This is a genomic window from Thalassovita gelatinovora (genome assembly GCF_001458355.1).
In the GTDB taxonomy this organism is placed as follows: domain Bacteria; phylum Pseudomonadota; class Alphaproteobacteria; order Rhodobacterales; family Rhodobacteraceae; genus Thalassobius; species Thalassobius gelatinovorus.
On sequence record NZ_CYSA01000015.1, the window covers coordinates 363641 to 381954 of the forward strand.

Annotated in this window: 15 protein-coding genes; 7 read left to right on the forward strand and 8 right to left on the reverse strand. The window is 59.3% G+C overall.

Translation table 11 applies throughout. The annotated features are described in order from the left end of the window. Window positions 1-90: 90 nt before the first annotated feature. The gene (locus TG4357_RS06585; protein WP_058262405.1) at window positions 91-846 is read left to right on the forward strand and encodes an IclR family transcriptional regulator domain-containing protein; all 756 of its coding nucleotides are present in this window, start codon (window positions 91-93) and stop codon (window positions 844-846) included. A gap of 10 nt (window positions 847-856) precedes the next feature. Here the strand turns inward: TG4357_RS06585 and TG4357_RS06590 are convergent, their stop codons facing one another. From TG4357_RS06590 to TG4357_RS06625, 8 genes are all read right to left on the reverse strand, one after another. Next, complete coding sequence (locus tag TG4357_RS06590) at window positions 857-2212, reverse strand: aspartate aminotransferase family protein (RefSeq protein WP_058262406.1); 1356 nt, start codon at window positions 2210-2212, stop codon at window positions 857-859. Window positions 2213-2224: 12 nt separating this feature from the next. Continuing rightward, a complete protein-coding gene (locus tag TG4357_RS06595; RefSeq protein ID WP_058262068.1) occupies window positions 2225-3025 on the reverse strand; it encodes an IclR family transcriptional regulator in 801 nt (266 codons plus the stop codon). A 9-nt stretch (window positions 3026-3034) separates the two neighbouring features. Beyond that, on the reverse strand, window positions 3035-3754 hold the full coding sequence (locus tag TG4357_RS06600) for a type 1 glutamine amidotransferase (protein ID WP_058262407.1): 720 nt from the start codon (window positions 3752-3754) through the stop codon (window positions 3035-3037). A gap of 1 nt (window position 3755) precedes the next feature. Then, window positions 3756-5048 carry a type I glutamate--ammonia ligase gene (locus TG4357_RS06605; RefSeq protein ID WP_058262069.1) on the reverse strand — a complete coding sequence of 431 codons (1293 nt, stop codon included), beginning with the start codon at window positions 5046-5048 and terminating at the stop codon, window positions 3756-3758. Between the two features lie 7 nt (window positions 5049-5055). Further along, entirely contained in the window at window positions 5056-6312 is a 1257-nt protein-coding gene (locus TG4357_RS06610) for a cytochrome P450 (RefSeq protein WP_058262070.1), read from the reverse strand. Beyond that, window positions 6293-7897 (reverse strand): tripartite tricarboxylate transporter permease, encoded by a 1605-nt coding sequence (locus TG4357_RS06615; RefSeq protein WP_058262071.1) that lies wholly within the window; start codon window positions 7895-7897, stop codon window positions 6293-6295. The genes TG4357_RS06610 and TG4357_RS06615 overlap by 20 nt, the downstream gene beginning before the upstream one ends. Beyond that, window positions 7897-8430, reverse strand: a complete 534-nt coding sequence (locus TG4357_RS06620; RefSeq protein WP_058262072.1) for a tripartite tricarboxylate transporter TctB family protein — start codon at window positions 8428-8430, stop codon at window positions 7897-7899. The genes TG4357_RS06615 and TG4357_RS06620 overlap by 1 nt, the downstream gene beginning before the upstream one ends. Window positions 8431-8499: 69 nt before the next feature. Further along, the gene (locus tag TG4357_RS06625; protein WP_058262073.1) at window positions 8500-9435 is read right to left on the reverse strand and encodes a tripartite tricarboxylate transporter substrate-binding protein; all 936 of its coding nucleotides are present in this window, start codon (window positions 9433-9435) and stop codon (window positions 8500-8502) included. A 180-nt stretch (window positions 9436-9615) separates the two neighbouring features. Between TG4357_RS06625 and TG4357_RS06630 the strand changes: the two genes are divergently transcribed. The 6 genes from TG4357_RS06630 (at window position 9616) to TG4357_RS06655 (ending at window position 18303) form a co-directional block, all read left to right on the forward strand. After that, window positions 9616-11100: an aldehyde dehydrogenase gene (locus TG4357_RS06630; RefSeq protein ID WP_058262074.1), complete on the forward strand. Its 1485-nt coding sequence runs from the start codon at window positions 9616-9618 to the stop codon at window positions 11098-11100. Window positions 11101-11127: 27 nt separating this feature from the next. Then, complete coding sequence (locus tag TG4357_RS06635) at window positions 11128-12348, forward strand: Tm-1-like ATP-binding domain-containing protein (protein ID WP_058262075.1); 1221 nt, start codon at window positions 11128-11130, stop codon at window positions 12346-12348. A 93-nt stretch (window positions 12349-12441) separates the two neighbouring features. Next, window positions 12442-13494, forward strand: coding sequence for an efflux RND transporter periplasmic adaptor subunit (locus tag TG4357_RS06640; RefSeq protein WP_058262076.1), 1053 nt, complete (start codon window positions 12442-12444; stop codon window positions 13492-13494). Further along, the gene (locus tag TG4357_RS06645) at window positions 13491-14558 is read left to right on the forward strand and encodes an efflux RND transporter periplasmic adaptor subunit (protein ID WP_058262077.1); all 1068 of its coding nucleotides are present in this window, start codon (window positions 13491-13493) and stop codon (window positions 14556-14558) included. Before TG4357_RS06640 ends, TG4357_RS06645 begins: the two co-directional genes overlap by 4 nt. Continuing rightward, window positions 14555-17602: an efflux RND transporter permease subunit gene (locus tag TG4357_RS06650; RefSeq protein WP_058262078.1), complete on the forward strand. Its 3048-nt coding sequence runs from the start codon at window positions 14555-14557 to the stop codon at window positions 17600-17602. Before TG4357_RS06645 ends, TG4357_RS06650 begins: the two co-directional genes overlap by 4 nt. Further along, window positions 17599-18303, forward strand: a complete 705-nt coding sequence (locus tag TG4357_RS06655; RefSeq protein WP_058262079.1) for a TetR/AcrR family transcriptional regulator — start codon at window positions 17599-17601, stop codon at window positions 18301-18303. Before TG4357_RS06650 ends, TG4357_RS06655 begins: the two co-directional genes overlap by 4 nt. Window positions 18304-18314 lie beyond the last annotated feature (11 nt).

Below are 18314 nucleotides of genomic sequence, written 5' to 3' on the forward strand. Positions count from 1 at the left end.
TATCCCATCGGTAAACGAGAAAGGCAAAGCTGGGCCAGATACTTTGTGCGCATCTTGACCTTTGTTCGGTTTGTGCAAACAACTGTGCGCATGGTGAACAAAACCGATACCATCGCTTCTTTCGCAAAGGGGCTGCGTGTGCTGGAAAGTTTCGGAGCCGAACGGTCGCGATTGTCGGTGGCAGACGTCGCTGCGGCGACCGGCCTGGACCGGGCGACGGCGCGGCGCTGCCTGCTGACGCTGCACGCCGAAGGCTATGCGGATTATGATGGCAAATTCTTTACCCTGACACCGCGCACACTGCGGCTGGGAATGGGGGCGCTGGCGGCTTTGCCGTTGCCGCAGGTGGTGCAACCCTGGCTCGACCAATTAACCGAACAGATCGGGCAATCCTGTTCGGTTTCGATACTGGACGGGATGGAAATCGTCTATCTTGCCCGCGCGGCGCAGCGGCGGGTGATGTCCATAGGGCTGATGCCGGGATCGCGGTTGCCCGCGCATTGCACATCGATGGGGCGGGTGTTGCTGGCCGCGTTGGCTGAACCACAGGCGCGGGCCGTGATCGAAGAATCCGATCTTAGCCCGCGCACCGCGTTCAGCCTGACCGATCCGGACGAAATCATGGCCCGCATTACACTGGTGCGGCAGCAGGGGTATGCCCTGATCGATCAAGAAGTCGAAACCGGCCTGCGATCAATCGCGGTGCCGGTGCTGAACGCCCAAGGCGCGGTGGTGGCAGCGCTGAACACGGGCATGGCTGCCACTACGGACAGCGCCGACATGCTGGTGCGCGATTACCTGCCCGCCCTGCAAAAGGTGCAGGCCGGGCTGCGGCGGGTGTTGTGATGGCGCGGCTTTACGAAACCGCCGCGACGCCTTGATCCAAGGCGTTCAGGATCGTGTTCACATGTGCTTCGGACAGGATCAGCGGCGGCGACAGGATCACGTTGTTGCCCGAAATCCGTACCATTGCACCTGCCTCATAGGTTACGTTGTGCAGCGTACCGATGGATTTTTTGTCAATCGGCGCTTTCGTGTCGCGGTCCGCCACCAGTTCCAGCGCGCACATCAACCCATGACCGCCACGAACATCGCCGATCAATTCGTATTTCTCGCCCAGCCGCAGCAAACCGTCGTAAAGCTGTTTGCCCCGAGCGGCGGCGTTATCCTTGACCTGCAGGCGTTCGGTTTCCTTCAGGCAGGCAATCGCGGCGGCAGCCCCAACCGGATGACCGGAATAGGTATAGCCCGACCCGATGGCCGCCTTGCCGGTGCTGTCTTTTTCAAACACTTCAGCCACCGCATCCGAAACCATCACCGCGCCAAAGGGAAAATATCCGTTGGTGATCGCCTTGGCGGTACACATCAGATCCGGCTGCACCCCCCAATGACGCGACCCGGTCCAATCCCCAGTGCGGCCAAAGGCGGTGATCACTTCGTCCGCGATCAACAGGATCCCGTGTTTCGAACAAATTTCGCGCACGCCGGGCATGAAGCTTTCATGCGGCGGGATCACCCCGCCAGCGCCCAGCACCGGTTCCATGATGAAGGCCGCAATGGTGCTCGCCCCCTGAAAGGCGATTTCATCTTCCAGCGCCGAAAGGCAAAGCTGCGCCAGTCGCTCCGGGTCGGTTTCGTTGAACGGGTTCCGATAGGTATAGGGTGCCGGGATATGATAGCAGCCGGGCATAAGCGGTTCATACTGGGTGCGGAAATTGGCGTTACCGTTGACGCTGGCGCCCAAAGTATGCGTGCCGTGATAGCCTTTCTTGAGCGAAAGATATTTCACCCGCCCCGCTTCGCCGCGCACCTTGTGGTATTGCCGCGCCAGACGCAGCGCGATTTCAACGGAATCCGACCCGCCCGAGGTAAAGAAAGCACGGCTAAGCCCTTCGGGTTCAAAGAAGTCCTTCAGCATCTGGCTTAGTTCGATCACCGCGTCGTTCGAAGTGCCGCGGAAGATCGAATAGTAAGGCAGCTTGTCGAGCTGCGCCGCAATAGCCTGTTTCACCGGGGTGCAGGAATATCCCAGATTGACGTTCCACAGACCGCCGACCGCGTCCACCGTGCGTTTGCCGTCCAGGTCGGTGATTTCAACCCCTTCGCCTTCGACGATGATGTCGGGCGGATTGGCGATGCTGTCGCCGGGATGCGCCATCGGGTGCCACAGATTACGGGCGTTATGTTCTTTGAGGAAATTTGCGTCTTTCATATCGGTCACCTTCTATTCGATATGCGTCGGCTTAAAAATTTGCCGGTGGGCATTGGGGAAGTCCGGGTATTGCCCGCCCAGAGAGCGGGTGGCCGCACGTGCGGCCTCGGTTAGCTTGGGCGTGATCCCCCGCATACGGTCGGAACTGGCGCGAACCAACGGCACCGCGACGGCAATTGCCCCGATCACCTGTCCGTTTTCGCCAAACAGCGGCGCGGCCTGCGACGCGACCTCCTGATCGAAGGTGCTGTCAAGCTGGCTGTAACCGGTCCCGCGCACCTCGCTCATCATGCTCTGCAGAATGGTCGGATCGGTGATGGTTTTGCTGGTCAGCGCCTCAAGCGGCTGGCTCAAGAGCTGGTCGCGCAGCGTTTCCGGTGCGAAGGTTAGCACGGCAAGCCCGCTGGACGTGGCGTGCAAAGGCAATGTTTCGGATTCATCGAAATGCACTTGGGTTCCATGCAACCGTGGATCGGCATGAAAAACCGGCGACAACATTTCCTTCTGCAACAGGGATGCATGGGCCAGTTCCCCGACCGTTTCGGCCAGTTCAACCACGATGGGGCGCAGCAGAGAACGCACCGGAAAAGCCGCTTCGCGTACTGCCGACAGCCGCAACAGTGCCGGTCCCAACCGATAAGCGCGGCTCGATGGGTCCTGTTCGAGGAAACCGTTTTCTTCCAGTTCGCTCAGGTGACGGTGTACCGTGGCTTTGTCCCGACCACAGAGCCGCACAAATTCGCCCAGACCGATCTCGGACCGGGTTGAGGAAAACTGGTTCAAAAGCTCCAATGCCTTGGTGATGGTTCCCATGTCTATCCCCTACTCTGCCCGATGCGCCGACGCATAGTCGAAGAAGCGGGCGAGTTCATCGGCAAAAAGGCCGCGATCAGCGGGTTGCGCCAAAGAGGCACGCGCCGAGATGGTAACGGCCTGCCCAACCTCATCGGCATATTCTTCGACCAGGTCAGTGATGAACCCATGGGTCATTTCCGGGTGGTGCTGTACGGTAAAAACCGTTCCGTTCAGTTCAAAACCCGCAACGAGACAGCCTTGCCCTTCGAACAGCACCCGCGCACCTTGGGGCACATCGCCCACCTGTTCACTATGCGAACCGTAAAGCGAAAACCACGGTTCCGGCCCGGACCAAGGGGCCTGCGCCACCCGGCGCAGATCCAGCCGACCATGCGCCCAGCCAAGCGGGTTTGGAATGATCGAAGCGCCCAGCGCCTTGGCAATCATCTGATGCCCGAAACAGGCCCCGAACAATGGTTGCCGGGCAGCGATCATTTCGCGGATAAGATCTTCCAGCTGCAGCATCCACGGCAAACCGGCCAGTACCGAGGCGGGGCTGCCGGTGATCATGACCCCGTCAAACGAAGCGATATCAGAAGGAAATTCATCACGGCAAACCCAGTACGGCACCGTGATCCAGTCCGGCCGCGCCTCTGCAATCAGAGCCGCGAATTTTTCGCCATCATCGGGATGGGCGCGGGCAAAGGCGCTGTCGTCGGTATTGGTGATCAGTGTGGCAATCCGCATGTCAAACAAACCACACATAGAAATCCAACAGCGCGTCGGGTTCCAAATCGCGGGTCTTGCGGAATTCGCGCTCTTTCATGAAGGCATGATTTTCAACCAATTTCGGTCCCACCGCCTGCACCAAAGCGGTGTCGGCCTGCAGATCGCGCACCGCGCCACGCAAGTTGTCGGCCACACCCTGGCGCGCATCGGTCTTGTCGAACCCATCGCCGGTTTCGATCGGTGGCAAGGGCAGCTTGCCTTCGTAACCCAGCCGCGCGGCCTGCAACACGGCGGCGGTGGCCGTATACGGGTTGGCGCTGGCATCGGCCATCCGATGTTCAAGCCGCGCCTTGACCCCGCCTTCGCAGGATACCCGGGTGGTCACCGCCCGATGGTCGCCGCCCCAGTTCTGCCAATAACCGGACAATGATCCGGGTTGCAGTCGCAAATAGGACGTGGCGGTCGGTGCGATCAGACCCGCCAATCCCTTGTGATGATGGACCAGCCCGCCAAGACAGCCGCGGGCGAGATCGTTCAGATGATCCGGTCCGCCCAAGGGACCACTGGCCAGCGCATTCTGGCCGTTGCCATCGGTGAAGGAAAAATTGATATGCATCCCCGACCCACCCATTTCGGAGATCGGTTTCGGCATAAAGGTCAGGATCATACCGTGATCAAGTGCGATTTCGCGCGCCATCAGGCGGAATAACACGATATCGTCCACCGCCTTCAGCGCATCATCGAAAGACAGCGTATATTCGAATTGCGGGCTGTCAAATTCCGCCGTGATCATGTCGAGCCGGAAGCCCAGCTCTTCGGCCTTGCGCCAGATCAGGTCGTTGACCCGCATTGGATCGGAAAACGGCCCGGTCCCATAGACCACGCCGCCGGGAGCGTCATAGGGTCTGAGCCTGCCGCTTTCGTCGCCTTGCAGCGCATAGGCTTCGAGTTCGATACCGACTTTGGGGGTAAGTCCATGCACCTGCCAATCCGCAATGGCTCGTTTCAACGCCCCGCGCGGACAAAGCGGCAACGGTGCGCCGTCAGTGTCATACAGATCGCCCAGAACAACTTTGGTCGCAGGTTCCCAGCTATCGCGGATATCGGCGGCCTGCCAACGCAATTCCATATCCGGCATCCCGTCACGTACCATCGCATGCGGGGCATCCAGCAACAGGTCGCGGTCATAGTGCACGCCAAAGGTGGCACGGGCAAAGCGCGAAGCATCGTCGCCGATCTTGGACCCGGGCAGGTATTTGCCACGCGGGATGGAAAGATGGTCGATGAAAAGGGCACGAAGACGATCTGACATAAAGGCCTCAGTTCAGGGTGACGCGAACGGGAAGGTGTTTGATCCCGTTGACGAAATTTGAGCGGACAAAGGATTCAGGGCCGGTGGGTTCGATGGATTTGATGCGCTTGAGCAGCTCCTGGAACAGCACCCGCACTTCCAGCCGCGCCAGATGCATTCCCAGACACACATGCGGCCCGCCCTGTCCCCATGCCAGTTGACGGTTGGGTTTGCGCGACAGCGTCAGACGATAGGGATCTTCGAACATATCTTCGTCGCGGTTGGCCGAAACGAACCAGTACAACACCTTGTCGCCTTCCTTGATCTGCTTGCCATGCACCTCGACATCGCGCATCGCGGTACGGCGGAAATAGGTCGCAGGCGACGCCCAGCGCACAATTTCGTCCGGGCCGGTGCCCCAAACATCACCCGATTGCAGTTCTTCCAGCAACCCCGGCTGCCGCGCCAGCGCCTGAATGCCCGCCGCGATAGAATAGCGGGTGGTGTCGTTGCCCGCCGCCACCAGCAGGCAGAAGAAATTGCGAAACTCGGTTTCGGAAATGGTTTCGCCGTTTTCATCCGGTTGCATGATCAGGTGCAAAATACCGCTGGTGTCGCCACTGGCGTTCTTCTTTGCCATCAGGTCATGGGCGTATTCATACAGTTCGGCCCCGGCGGGCGAATTGAAAGGCATCAACCGATAAGCATCGGTTTCCAGCTTGTCGGCCACATGGTCGGTGAAATCCGGGTCGGTATTCGCCATCAGCGCATCACCCTTGTCGACCAGCCATGGCAGGTCTTCGTCCGGGGTTCCAAGGATCTGCCCAAGCATCCGCATCGGCAGTTCGCGAGCAATTTCACGGGTGGCGCAGAATTCGCCCTTTTCCAGAGCAGCGTCGAGGATCGGATCGCAAAGATCGCGAATTTGATCTTCGAACCCGGCCACCACCTGCGGCGAAAACGCCTTGGCCACTTTCATGCGGACCTTGCGATGCTCTTGCCCGTCGGTTTCCTGAAAGGTACGCCGAGCCATGTATTCTTCATAGCTCTGGTCTTCCATTCGGATGCCCCTCGCCGAAGAAAAAGTGTCAACGTCGCGGATCATCTTCACGATATCCTCGTGCCGTGTGATCGACCAATAGCCTTTACCCTGATCGAATTCGGACCAATGGCACGGGTCTTCTTGGCGCAACCGCGCGAAGGTGTTGTATGGTGCGCCACCGGCAAAGGCGTCATGCGAACCGAGATCGGCAAAACCGTCGTCTTTAGGAACCCAAATGGTCATAGCTACGCTTCCGTCTTTGTTTCTTGGTACGGGTTTCGAAATGCCGCGTTTTCCGCCCGGCGATGCGCTTGGTGAAATGGACCGAAGCCTTCTTGGCGTTGCTGCGGCGATCCACCGGTGTCCATTCGCGCCAGACCCGCCAGAGGGTCGAACCAAGGACAACCACGATCACGCAGAACAACAGCAAGGCGATTGGCCGGTCGATGAAATCCAGCGGCGTCTTCACCCGATTCATCGACGCCCGCAGTTTGACCTCCATGATACCGCCCAACACCATGCCGAGGACGATCGGCACGATGGGCAGGTTCAACCGTTTCAAAACGAAGCCGATGAGGCCGAACACCGCCGCCACTCCGCAATCCACAGCCGAATTGCGGATCGAATAGACGCCGACGAAGCTCAACAACAAAATACACATGCCAAGGAAACGGTTGGGGATCTTGGTGAGGTAGACAAGCCAGCCAGTCGAGACCAACAAGAACCCCACTACCAGCACATTCAGAATCAACAGGGCGAGGTAAAGCGCGACCACGAAATCCATCTGGAACTGAAACAGTCCCGGCCCCGGCACAACGTTATGAACGTAAAACACCGACAGCATCATCGCGGTCAGCGCTTCGCCCGGAATGCCCAGCGCCAAAAGCGGGATCATCGCTGCGGCAGGCACCGCGTTATTGGCCGTTTCCGAAGCGATCAACCCTTCGGATGACCCGCGCCCAAAGGCCTGTGGCGTTTTCGACAACTTGCGCGCCGACGTGTAAGACATGAACTGCGCCGTGAATTCGCCTACCCCCGGGATCATCCCCATGAGAACACCGAAACCGGCAGAAACCGCAGCCACCCGCGGATGGCGGGCAAGTTCCCGGAAGCCCTGGAAAAGTGACCCGCGAGACTTGGCGATATGCACCTTTTCGTCGTCCATGGTCAGCAGGACAAAAGCCTGGCTCAGCGCGAACAGCCCCAGAACCACCACGATCAGGTCGACGCCGCTGGCCAGCCAGCTTTGTTCAAAGGTAAAGCGGCGTGAATATTTCACCGGTTCCAACCCGACGGTGCTGAGGAAGATACCAAATCCGGTCAGCGCCGCCGCGATCAGCATCTGGCCACGATGCGCGACGATGACAAGAATCACACCAAGAAGCGCCGCAAGGAAGATTTCACGCGACCCGAACATCGGTGCCACCTTGGCCAAAACCGGCGACAACAGGATCAAGCAGACAACCGAAAAAACACCCCCGAAAAAACTGGACGAATAGGCCAGCGACAGAGCCCGCCGCGCTTCGCCCCGCAAGGTCATCGGATAGCCGTCATAAGTGGTCAGCGCATTGACCGCCGTGCCGGGCGTATTGATCAAGATTGCCGGGATCGCGCCGCCATACATGGAGGATCCATAGATCCCCAACAGCACGGTCAGCCCAACAATCGGGTCCATCGAAAAGGTGGCAGGCAACAGGATGGCGATGGCGACCGCCGGACCAACACCGGGGATGGCACCGATTGCTACCCCACCGATGGATCCCGCGATCAGCGCAAGGGCCACATCCCAACGGGCCAGCACTTCCATGGCTGCAAAAAGAATCTCCATCACAGATACAGGATTGCGAAGTTGCGCAATCCCCCGGGAAGAATTTCATAAAGCGCCGCGCCGGGAATCTTTACCCCCAGCAGCCCCTTGAACAGTATGACGGTCACCACCGCGAACAGTGCGGCCAGTCCCAGATAGGTCTTCGACTGATAGCCCAACCGCCATGTCAGCGCACAAGCCAGCACCAGACTCATCGGCAGGAAACCAAGCCACGGCACTGCCACGACATAAACCATGAACCAAAGCGCATATTCCAACGGTTCGACCCAACGGCGAAGTTCCGCCCTGTCAAGTTTGGAAAACCCGCGACGGCGCATGCGCAACAGGTGCAAGGCAAAGCAGATCACCATCACGACGATCGCCACCGCAGGCCAGAAACGCGGTTGCGCGGCGAAGGATTTGGAATTTTCCAGCCAAAGCGTTTGCCCCGGCAGGTTGATCAGCAGCAGCAGCGACAGCAGAAGCGCCGCCACAACGAATCCAAGCTGCCCGGCACTGCGGGTTCTGATCTGAGTGTCGATCTCGTCGGCCATGATACCGTCTTTGTGCTGATTTCGGGAAAAGCAAAAAAGGAGGGACCGCGCGGCCCCTCCTCCGAAGGGTTACTCGAGCGCAGCGCCAACGGTCGCCAGCGTGGCCTTGTCGGCCTCGATCACGGCAGCGCTTTCTTCAGCATTCTGCCAATAGACCAATGCGCCGGTTTCTGCCGCGACCTTCTGTGCGCGTTCGCTTTTCATCGTTTTTTCTGCAACGGTCGCGATCTTGGCACGCACGTCAGCAGGCGTGTCCTTGGTCACGAACAACCCGTTCCACAAAGCAATATTCAGCGTCGGGTCCACCTCACCGATGGTCGGCGTGTCGGGGATCTTGGCAATAGGTTCACCGGTAATCGCGACCAGCACCTTAACCTGATCAAGGCAGGGCAGGATGAGCTGAAGCGTGGTGTTGATCACATCGGCATCACCGGACGCCAATGTGTTGCAGTCCAGCGCATCAAAGGCCGCGTCCGCCGCCCATTCGAAATCCATATTCGCGGCCAGCGCCTTGGTCACCTGCGTCGGGGTCAACACGTCACCGAAATGCCCCAGCACCACATCATTGTCTTTGGCATAGGCGGCCAGCTCTTCCATGCTGGAATAGGGCGCATTACCCGACGTCGCGATGACGAAGGGATAGGTCAGGAAGATGCCGATCGGGTCGAACTTTTCCGGGGCCAGTTCGGGAATCCCGATTTCATGGCCGATCAGCGCCACTGCGGGTACAAAAGACCCGATCGTGTAGCCATCCGCAGGCGCAGTTGCCACATCGATGGCACCGGGGAACGGGCCGCCGCCGCCACCGGGTTTGTTTACCACGGCGGCGGCAATGCCATATTCGTTCTGGAAATCTTCAGCGATCATGCGGGTCAGCACATCTTCCAGATCACCCGGCGGCCATGGAACGATGAAGCTGACGGGTTTTTCAGGGTATTCGGCCAAGGCGGGGCCGGCAAGGCCAAGCGTCAGGGCGGCGATTGTGGCGGTCAGTACGGATTTCATTTCGGACTCCCTGTTAATCGGTTCATTATTTGAACCTGCGGTATTCTTTTTAGCTTTGCTGTGGAGGCGCGACCTGTCAACGATTAATTTGTTAAGGAAGCACCGTTGACAGAAGATTTCCGCCACTGCACAATTTGTGACACTTTAGGTTCATATAGTGAACCGTTTAGGAGGTTTTCAGTGGACATATCCCAAATAGAAACGCTGCGACGCCTGCCGGTTGCCCCGGCCCGCCACGTGATCGACGGGGCGCTGCACGATGCCTCGGATGGGCAGGTGATGCAGGTGGTTTCACCCATCAATGGGCAGTCCCTGACCACCCTGCCACGCGGCACCGACGCCGATGCGCAGGCAGCGATCACCTCCGCCCGTTGCGCCTTTGACGATGGCCGTTGGTCCGAACGCAGCCCCGCCGAACGCAAGAAAGTGCTGCTGAAATGGGCCGACCTGATCGAAGCGCAAGCGCTTGAACTCGCGGTGCTTGGTGTGCGTGAAAACGGCACCGAAATCGCTATGGCGCTGAAGGCCGAACCGCTGTCGGCCGTTGCCACGATCCGCTATTATGCCGAAGCAATAGACAAGCTCTATGGCGAAATCGCCCCCACCGCGCCCGGCACTTTGGGTTTGGTGCACCGCGAACCGGCCGGCGTCGTCGGCGCCATCGTGCCGTGGAATTTCCCACTGATGATCGGCGCTTGGAAACTCGGCCCCGCCTTGGCGGCGGGCTGTTCAGTGGTTCTGAAACCGGCTGAAACTGCATCGCTGACATTGCTGCGCATCGCCGAACTGGCGCTTGACGCGGGATTGCCGCCGGGGGTTTTGAATGTCGTCACTGGTGAAGGCGGGACCGTGGGCGCTGCGATCGCTGAATCTATGGACGTTGACGTTCTGGTCTTTACCGGCTCGGGTGCCACCGGGCGGCGATTACTGGAGGCTTCGGCGCGGTCCAATCTCAAACGGGTCTATCTTGAATTGGGAGGCAAATCGCCCAACGTGGTCTTTGCCGACGCGCCGAACCTCGATGAAGCCGTGAAGGTCACCGCCAATGGCATTTTCCGCAATTCCGGCCAAGTCTGTATCGCAGGCACCCGGCTGTTGGTCGAACGCTCGATTCACGATGTCTTTGTCGAAAAGCTCAAGACCTTTAGCGAAGCCATGACCGTCGGCGATCCGCTCGACCCGGCCACGACCGCAGGGGCGGTGAATTCGCAACGGCAGTTGCAACAAAACCTGGAATTCGTCGCAGAAGCCCGCGCCGCCGGGCGCAAAATTGTCACCGGTGGCACGCAAATCTTGCAAGATACGGGCGGTTACTACATGGCCCCCACCATCGTCACCGGTGTGCAACCGACTGACCGGCTGGCCCAGCACGAGGTCTTCGGGCCGGTTCTGGCGGTGCAGCCATTTGATTCCGAAGACGAAGCCGTCACGCTTGCCAATGGCACCGATTACGGTCTTGCTGCTGCCGTCTGGACGTCGAACCTGTCACGGGCGCACCGCATGGTGCGGCGGATTCGGGCCGGGATCGTTCATGTGAACACCTATGGCGGATCGGATTTGACGGTGCCGCTGGGCGGGGTTGGGCAATCGGGCAACGGGCATGACAAATCGCTGCATGCTTTCGACAAATACCTCGATCTGAAAACCGCTTGGTTCAAACTCTGAAAAATCAGCACAAGAGAGGCAACTCCCATGAGCGACCGCACCATTCTGGTTGTCGGCACCTACGATACCAAGGACGACGAACTGACCTATATCGCCGATGTAATCCGGGGTCAGGGCGGCGGCGTTTTGACCATGGATGTCAGCGTATTGGGGGACCCAAGTACGCCAACGGAGCTGTCCAAACATGACGTGGCCGCCGAGGGCGGGCATACGATTCAACAGGCGATCGATGGCGGCGACGAAAACCTTGCCATGCAGATCATGGCCAAGGGTGCTGCGGAATTGACGCTGCGGCTCTACCGCGAAGGACGTTTCGACGGCGTTCTGGTGTTGGGCGGCACGATGGGCACCGATCTGGCGCTGGATGTCTGTGCCGCGCTGCCCATCGGGGTTCCGAAATATATCGTCTCGACGGTTTCTTTTTCGCCGCTGATCCCGCCCGAACGTCTGCCTGCCGATATCCAGATGATCCTTTGGGCCGGTGGCCTGTTCGGGCTCAATTCGGTTTGCAAGGCGTCGCTGAGTCAGGCGGCGGGCGCGGTTCTGGGCGCTGCCCGTGCGGTGGAAAAGCCCCGTAGCGACCGTCCGCTTATCGGCATGACATCCTTTGGCAAGACCGTGTTGCGCTATATGGTGGCGTTGAAACCAGCCCTTGAAGAACGCGGTTATGAAGTCGCCGTGTTCCACGCCACCGGCATGGGCGGACGGGCCTTTGAAAGCCTCGCCGCCAAAGGGGCCTTTGCCGCCGTGATGGATTTCGCGCCACAGGAAGTGGGCAATCACCTGATGGGGTCATTGATCAGCGCGGGAGCCGACCGGATGACCAATGCGGGACGCGCCGGCATCCCCCAGATCATCGCGCCGGGATGTTATGACCTTGTTGATTTTGTCGGATGGCAAGACGTCCCCACGAAATTGGCAGGCCAAGAGGTGCATGCCCATAACCGCCTGCTGTCTTCCGTTGTGATGACCGCCGATCAGCGCCGCGAAATGGCCCGGACCATGTGTGAAAAACTGGCGCTTGCCACCGCGCCTTGCATTTTGATCCTGCCGATGCTGGGCTGTAACGAATGGGACCGTGCGGGTGGCCCGCTCAGCGATCCCGAAGGGCTGACCGCTTTCATTGATGAGATAAAGACGAACTGCCCCGCGAATGTGCAGCTCATCACTCTGGACGCCCATATCAACGATCCAGCCTTTGCGGACATGGCTTTGACGGTCTTTGACGATCTTTGCCTCGCGAATTAGCGCTTTCGCCCTCGTTCCAGCGACGCCCACTATTTATTGACACTTTTGTCATTTTGACATAATCGCCACTTCGAACTAGCCAGCGAGAGCTTCATGATTCGGAATTCATTTCTTACGGCCATTGCCGTTGCAGTCTTGCCCGTCGCTGCGATGGCAGAAACCGCGCTGCCGGTCGAAATCGTAACAGTACACGCCGCCCCCAACCTCATCGACCACCGGTTTGTCGGCAGGATCGAGGCCGCCAATTCCTTTCCCGGGGCATTTCGTGCAAGCGGGCGCATCACCGAGATCACGGTCGAAACCGGTGATCATGTTCCTGCAGGATCAGTCATCGCACGGCTGGACGCAACACAGGCCACAGCAGCGGTTGCAGGCGCACAAGCCGGGCTCGCTGCGGCAGAGGCTTCTTTGCGCCAGGCCGAGCAAGCGCGCGACCGGGCGCGCAACCTGCTCGACCGGGGGGCAGGAACACAATCGCAGCTCGATGCGGCCGAACAGGCGTTTCTTACCGCCCAGGCCGGTCACAATCAGGCGGCGGCCCGGCTTGAAACGACGATGCAGGCGCTCGAAGATACTATCATCCGCACAAACAACGATCTGATCGTGCTCGACAAGCTTGCCCAATCCGGCGAAATCGTCGGTCCCGGGCAGGAAGTTCTGACGCTTGCCACCGATGGTCGCCTCGAAGCCCTGTTCCTGTCTCCCGACATGGCAGGTCTGGAAGCGATGCGCGGGGTGAAGATCGAACTTCAACACGGGGACGGGCCACCGGTTGAAACCGAAATCACGGAAATATCTCCTGTTTTGACCTCCAGCGGAACTGTTGAAGTCCGAGCCGAAATTCCGCCCGATACCGCCGCTGATTGGACTATAGGAAATACGGTCAAAGGGCATGTCAACGCCGAAACCACACCCGTCCATACCGTACCTTGGACCGCGCTTTCCGCCACCCGCAACGGCCCGGCGGTCTGGACTGTGACCCCCGAAACAATGGCTGTGCATCTGAACCTGATCGTGATCGAAAGCTATGATGACGCTGGCATCGCGGTTTCCGAGGGGTTGTCTGATGGTATGCTTGTAGTCGGGGCCGGGTCGCAGGCGCTGTATGAGGGAAAAATCGTTACCCAGGCAGGAGAAAATCAATGAAACCAGTCATTGTAGCGATGGCCTTTGTCCTGCTTCCCTTGACCGCTCTTGCCGAAGACGCGCCGGCACCGGCAGCAGCATTACCGCGCCCTGTGATATCCGAAATTGTGACGGCCGATCCAGCCCGCGCCCGCAGTTTCCCCGGCGTCCTCGTCGGTGAGAATGTTGCGACTTTGGGTTTCCTAACTGGCGGTCGGATCGCTTCTGTTCCGGTCGCGGCAGGCGACCTCGTCACGAAGGGGGCGACTTTGGCCACGCTTGACGAAGTTACGCTGGAACAGGATCTGGCAACCGCGCGCGCCGCGCTGGACGCCGCCGAAGCCCGGGCAACACTGGCCCAACAACAATTCGAGCGCGTCCAAACCCTGAGCGAGCGCGGCGTGGCAAGCAATGCCGTGCTGGACGATGCGCGCGCCAACCGCGATGCCATGGTCGCAGGGGCAGAAAACACAAGGGCCAGCCTGACCCGGGCAGAAGACGCCGCGCAATACGGCACGTTGACAGCACCGCGTGACGGCATCGTGCTTTCGGTGATGGTCGAACCCGGTGCAACGGTGTCGGCAGGATCTTCGGTCGTTAAACTGGCCGACCCGAAAGGTCGGGAAGCCGTCATCGACGTGCCAGATGCCTTTGCGGCCCTGCTTCCACCCAATGCAGCTTTCAACTTGCGCCGCCATTCAAATGACACCGCAACCACCACGGCCCGATTGTCGGTCACAGAACCCATGACCGACACCAGCCTTGGCACCCGGAGATTGCGCCTCACCCTCGACGATCCGCCCGAGGATTACCGCATCGGCAGCCTGATCGAGGCATCCTATGCCGAAATCGGTGCGCCACTGATGACGCTGCCCCGCGTCGCCATTACCGAAGGCCAAAACGGTCCTGGCGTCTGGCGCGTCGAAGCCCCTGAACGCCGCGTGCATCTGCTCAGCGTCACACTCGGCGCCGAAATCGGCGACCGGGTCATTATCCGCGAAGGCATAGCTGTGGGGGATGAAATCGTTACCCGCGGAGTGCACATCCTGACCGAAAACCAGAACGTGGGGGCGCCTCTGCAATGAAAAGCTTCAACCTTTCAGACTGGGCGCTGAAACACCGCTCGTTCACTTGGTTCCTGATGATCGTATCAATGATTGCAGGGGCCTTCAGCTATGCTTCTATGGGGCGGGAAGAAGACCCCTCTTTCACGATTCCCACTATGGTCGTGGCAGCATCCATGCCAGGGGCCACCGCAGAAGAAATGTTGACCCAGGTCACCGACCGGATCGAACAGAAACTTCAGGAACTCGACGGGCTCGATATCACACGGTCGGTCACCTATCCCGGTCAGACGGTGGTTTATGTCGATCTTGGCGACAGTGTAGCGGGCGAAGAAATTGATGCCCGGTGGTTGCGCGTACGAAATTTGATGTCGGATATCCGCGGGGATTTCCCGCAGGAATTCCAGGGCTTTGCATTCAATGACGATTTCGGTGATGTGTACGGGAATGTCTATGCTTTCACCGCTGACGGTTTTTCTCCCGACGAGGTCAAAACCTATGCTGAACATGTCCGCGATCAAGTTCAGGCTCTGGATGCGGCCGGCAAGGTTGATCTGATCGGCACCCGTGATCGGGTCGTCCATATCGAGTTTTCGACCACGCGCCTTGCCGCATTTGGACTTGATGGACAAAGCGTATTGCAAGCAATCGCCGCACAGAACCAGATCGTGCCGTCTGGATCGATCCAGACCGAAAGGGAACGCATTTTGATCCGCGTCAGCGGCCAGTTCGACGATGTCGACGCTCTGGCCAATGCGCCGCTCAGAATTGGTAGCGTCTTCTTCACGCTGGCGGATGTTGCCAACGTGACTGCGGGCTATGCCGATCCTCCGTCATCGTTGGTGCGGTACAATGGCGAAGAAGCGATCGGGTTGATCGTCGGCATGCGCGAGGGCGAGAACATTCTGACCTTCGGGGAAGATCTGGACAGGCTGATGGAGCGACTGGAAACAGAACTGCCGATCGGCATCGAAATACACAAGATCGCCGATCAGCCCCATGTCGTGGAAGAAAGTGTCAGCCATTTCCTCAAGGCGCTGGCCGAGGCGGTGGTGATCGTGCTCGCGGTCAGTTTTGTTTCCCTTGGTGTGCGGGCGGGTTTTATCGTGTCCCTGACGATCCCGCTGGTGCTGGCGCTGACTTTTGTGGTTCTCGATGCGATGGGGATCACACTGCAGCGAATCTCGCTCGGGGCGCTGATCATCGCGCTCGGGCTGCTTGTTGACGATGCGATGATCACCATCGAAACGATGATCTCGCGGCTTGAACTGGGAGACACCCGCAGAAAAGCGGCGTCGCATGCTTGGACCTCGATTGCCTGGCCGATGCTCAGTGGTACGCTGATCACGGCGGCAGGGTTCATCCCGATCGGGCTGAACGGATCTGCGGCGGGTGAATACACGATTTCGCTGTTCTATGTCATCGGTATATCGCTGCTGATCAGTTGGTTCGTCGCGGTGATGTTCGCGCCCGTCCTCGGCGCGACTTTCCTGCCAAAGGACTGGAAGCACCACGATCCATCCCCCGGACCGTTGCGCCGCGTGTATCACCGGATACTGCGTTTTGCGATGCGCCTGCGCTATCTCACGATCATGCTCACCATCGGTGTTTTCGCTGTCTCTGTGGTCGGGCTTGGCAAAGTCGAACAACAGTTCTTTCCGATTTCGGATCGCCCCGAAATCGTTGTCGACGTTTCGCTGCGCCAAAATGTCAGCTTCTTTGCGACCGATGCCGAAATGGCAAAGTTCGATAACTGGCTTGGCGAGCAGGAAGGCGTCGAATTCTGGACAACCTATATCGGCGACGGGGCGCCACGCTTCGTGCTGACCCTGCAAGGCCCGACTGCCGGGCCGCATGTCGGCCAAGTGGTGATCATGACCACCGGGTCGGAAGCCCGCGACAGGCTGGCTAAGGCGATTGCAGACTATTCCGATCAACGGATCGGCGTCGAATTTTTCGCCAAATTCATCGAACTTGGGCCGCCGGTTGGCAAACCGGTGCAATATCGCATCACCGGCCCCGATACCGACATCCTGCGCGACAGCGGGCGGGATTTGGCAGCGGTTCTGGCCGGGGACGCGCGTCTGCACGCCGTCAGTCTTGACTGGAACGAACCGGTGCGCGTCGTGCGGGTGAATCTTGATCAGGCCCGATTGCGTCAGCTTGGACTGACCCAATCGGACGTGGCAGGTGTCCTCGCCAGTCTGTTCGAGGGGAGCCAAGTCACCCAGTTGCGCAAAGACCGCGATTTGATCGACGTGCTGATGCGCGGCGAAGCTAAGGACCGGACGTCTCTGGCAGCGTTGCAGAACCTGCAATTCGCCAGTGCCCAAGGTGTGCCGATCCCGTTATCGTCGATTGCAACGCTGGAGTGGGTGACAGAACAACCCATCCTTTATCAACGCAACCGCGAACCGGTGATCACGGTCAGCGCCGCGATCCTGACCAAAGATCAGCCTGCCACCATTGTCACAGCGCTGGAAGACGACATTGCTGCATTTCAAGCCAGCCTGCCGCGCGGATACAACGTAGCCGTCGGCGGCACCGTTGCCGAAAGCGCCGACAGTCAGGCACCGATCCTTGCCGCCGTGCCGATCATGGTGTTCATCATTCTGCTGCTGACCATGATGCAGGTGCAAAGCTTCCGCACCATGTTCGTGGTGATGGCAGTGGCACCGCTGGGGTTGATTGGCGTGGTTCCATCGCTGTTGATTTCGGGTGCACCGCTTGGCTTTGTCGCGTTCCTCGGCGTTCTCGCGCTGATCGGCATCCTGATCCGAAATTCGATCATCCTTGCCCAAGCCATTGACGATTTGATCGCCGAAGGCAAAAGCCGCTGGGACGCGGTATTTCTCGCTTCGGATCAACGGGCACGCCCGATCCTGCTGACTGCGGCCGCCGCTTCGCTGGCGCTGATCCCGATTTCGCGGCAGGTGTTCTGGGGGCCGATGGCCTATGCAATGATGGGTGGTATTATCGCTGGAACGTTGATCACTCTCATCTTCGCCCCGGCGCTTTATGTGGCTGTTTACAGGGTCCGGCCAACGGACAAGGACGCTTCATGACCGCCACCGGACCTTGTAACCATCGCACCCGCGTCGGCCAGCAACGCCGCGAACGGACCCGCAGCCGCTTGATCCAAGCCGCCACGCTGGTCTTTGCCGAACGCGGCCCCGAGGCGGCACAGATCGACCACATCATCCAGCAAGCCGGCGTTTCGCGTGGCACGTTCTATAACTATTTCCAATCGACCGACGAATTGTTGATCGAAGCAAAAAACGCGCTTGCCGAGGAAATGGTCATCATGGTCAGCGAAGCCTCCGACCCATCGGCGCCGCATGCCCAACGCCTGGCCGCAGGTCTCAAGGCATTTATCGATCTGGTTCAGGCCCATCCGTTACTGCTGGAATTCATCACCCGCCTTGGCGTGCGCAACTTCGATGACGGGGGCATCATCGTTCCGGCACCATCCGATGACGGGCTGTCGGGTGCCATCAACAAAGACGTGGCTTCAGCGTTATCTTCGCGCATGGCCAGCGATATTCTTCAGGCCTCCACACTCACGACTTTGCTGCGATTGGTGGCGGGCGAACAAATCGACATTCCAGCCTTCGTTTCAACGATGCTGCGCATGCTAGGACATCCGACAGTCGAAGCCGCACAGATCGCCAATTGTCCCTACACGCCGGTTGAGGTGCCCGCTGATAGCCTGATCACCCGAAGCGAAACAGCACGCCGATCCGGAAGGGCATCACAGCCTTCCTAGCCGGCCTGCAA

Excerpts from the sequence above, each read along its gene's own strand:
- TG4357_RS06635 (WP_058262075.1), top strand. The coding sequence starts at position 11,128 with ATGAGCGACCGCACCATTCTGGTTGTCGGCACCTACGATACCAAGGAC.
- TG4357_RS06645 (WP_058262077.1), top strand. The coding sequence starts at position 13,491 with ATGAAACCAGTCATTGTAGCGATGGCCTTTGTCCTGCTTCCCTTGACC.
- TG4357_RS06625 (WP_058262073.1), bottom strand. The coding sequence starts at position 9,435 with ATGAAATCCGTACTGACCGCCACAATCGCCGCCCTGACGCTTGGCCTT.
- TG4357_RS06620 (WP_058262072.1), bottom strand. The coding sequence starts at position 8,430 with ATGGCCGACGAGATCGACACTCAGATCAGAACCCGCAGTGCCGGGCAG.
- TG4357_RS06650 (WP_058262078.1), top strand. The coding sequence starts at position 14,555 with ATGAAAAGCTTCAACCTTTCAGACTGGGCGCTGAAACACCGCTCGTTC.
- TG4357_RS06595 (WP_058262068.1), bottom strand. The coding sequence starts at position 3,025 with ATGGGAACCATCACCAAGGCATTGGAGCTTTTGAACCAGTTTTCCTCA.
- TG4357_RS06655 (WP_058262079.1), top strand. The coding sequence starts at position 17,599 with ATGACCGCCACCGGACCTTGTAACCATCGCACCCGCGTCGGCCAGCAA.
- TG4357_RS06615 (WP_058262071.1), bottom strand. The coding sequence starts at position 7,897 with ATGGAGATTCTTTTTGCAGCCATGGAAGTGCTGGCCCGTTGGGATGTG.
- TG4357_RS06590 (WP_058262406.1), bottom strand. The coding sequence starts at position 2,212 with ATGAAAGACGCAAATTTCCTCAAAGAACATAACGCCCGTAATCTGTGG.
- TG4357_RS06600 (WP_058262407.1), bottom strand. The coding sequence starts at position 3,754 with ATGCGGATTGCCACACTGATCACCAATACCGACGACAGCGCCTTTGCC.
- TG4357_RS06610 (WP_058262070.1), bottom strand. The coding sequence starts at position 6,312 with ATGACCATTTGGGTTCCTAAAGACGACGGTTTTGCCGATCTCGGTTCG.
- TG4357_RS06585 (WP_058262405.1), top strand. The coding sequence starts at position 91 with ATGGTGAACAAAACCGATACCATCGCTTCTTTCGCAAAGGGGCTGCGT.
- TG4357_RS06640 (WP_058262076.1), top strand. The coding sequence starts at position 12,442 with ATGATTCGGAATTCATTTCTTACGGCCATTGCCGTTGCAGTCTTGCCC.
- TG4357_RS06605 (WP_058262069.1), bottom strand. The coding sequence starts at position 5,048 with ATGTCAGATCGTCTTCGTGCCCTTTTCATCGACCATCTTTCCATCCCG.